The sequence below is a fragment of the Deltaproteobacteria bacterium genome (assembly GCA_012522415.1).
Classification (GTDB): domain Bacteria; phylum Desulfobacterota; class Syntrophia; order Syntrophales; family JAAYKM01; genus JAAYKM01.
In genome coordinates this window covers 1-1,693 of the sequence record JAAYKM010000086.1, presented here as the reverse complement: position 1 = coordinate 1,693, position 1,693 = coordinate 1, and the positions used below count along the sequence as shown (strand labels likewise).

General features: G+C 59.3%; 1 protein-coding gene. It reads left to right on the top strand.

Annotated elements, in window-relative coordinates:
• Positions 1-583: 583 nt before the first annotated feature.
• On the top strand, positions 584-1,693 hold a 1,110-nt coding region (locus GX147_07375; GenBank protein NLN60513.1), incomplete at its 3' end, for a UDP-glucose/GDP-mannose dehydrogenase family protein.

The following is a 1,693-nucleotide window of genomic DNA, read 5'->3' as shown; positions in this document are numbered from 1 at the left end:
GTTGACCGGTAAAATCGAGTTTGTTTACAATGCCCATGGCAAGCCTCCTTTGAATGTTTTTGTTATGGAAAACAAAAGATACCATCCAAATTGAGAGCTTGCCGCCTTTTTTAAACATTATGTCTGAACCGTCGCAGCCCTAAAATGCCATCCCGAGCTGCCACAGCCCTAAAATCTCATTCCGGGCTGCCGCAACCTTAAAATGTCATTCCGAATCCCGCCGGAGGCGGGTGAGGAATCTTAAACTAAACGTCCTGGGATGGCGTAAAGGACAAGATTTCTCCCCGGCTGACGCCGGGTCGAAATGACATAGTGGACGCCACTCGAAATGACATAGGCGGGAGCGCCTCGAAATGGCATGGGTGAGCGCGCCTCGCAATGACGTGGCTGGATGCCTCTCTAAATAAAAATGGGGTGGTTCCTCAGAAATGACGCCCCCCTGTCACTTCGAACGAATGTGAGAAGTCTTAAACGTAACGCATTGGGGGCGGAGAGGCGTGGGGGCGAGGATGCACCTTGCCTTGACCTCCCCGATCGATTATATAGTCTGCGCATAAAACAAACAGGGACAGGAGGTGGGGGCATGAGGATTGTGATGCTCGGTGCGGGGTATGTCGGCCTGGTTTCAGGGGCATGCTTCGCCGAATTCGGCGTGGATGTAACCTGTGTCGATCCGGATGAGAGAAAGCTCTCGAGACTGCGGGACGGGGTGATGCCGATTTACGAACCCGGCCTCGACGACCTGGTGGCCCGGAACGTCGCCGCCGGCCGCTTGAGCTTCGCGTCGAGCCTGCCGGAATGTGAAGTCGGGGCCGACGCGGTTTTTATCGCCGTCGGCACGCCATCCCGCCGCGGGGACGGCCACGCGGACCTCACCCATGTTTACCAGGCCGCTCGGGACACGGCGGCCTACCTGACGCCGGATCATTTCACCGTCGTCGTGACCAAGTCCACCGTTCCCGTCGGCACAGCCAGGGAAGTTGGGAGGATCATCCGCGAGGCGAATCCGTCGGCCCGTTTCGCCACGGCCTCGAACCCCGAGTTTCTCAGGGAGGGTTCGGCCATCGGTGACTTCATGCGGCCGGATCGTGTCGTGTTCGGCACGGACAGCGAAGAGGCGGTGTCGTTCCTCCGCGCCCTGTACCGGCCCCTGTATCTTCTGGATACGCCGATTGTGCAGACCACGCTGGAAACGGCGGAACTTGCAAAATACGCAAGCAATGCCTTTCTGGCGACGAAGGTCACCTTTATCAACGAAATGGCCGATTTGTGCGAAAGGGTCGGGGCGAATGTGCAGGACGTGGCGCGGGGAATCGGCCTTGACGGCCGTATCGGGAGAAAGTTTCTCCACGCGGGTCCGGGCTATGGCGGGTCATGCTTCCCGAAGGATACCCTGGCCCTGATCGAAACGGCAAAACGGGCCGGTTCGCCGGTACGTATCGTGGAGACGGTTGTGGATATCAATAATCGGCGCAAGCGGAGCATGGCCTCGCGGGTCATTGCCGCGGCCGGTGGCGACGTGCGGGGGAAAACCGTCGCCGTTCTGGGCGTTTCGTTCAAGCCGAATACTGACGACATGCGTGAAAGCGTCGCCCTCGATGTCATTCCCGCCCTCCAGGCGGCGGGTGCCGTCGTTCGGGCTTTCGACCCCGCTGCCATGGAAGAGGCGTGCAGGTTGCTCCCCGGAGTGACG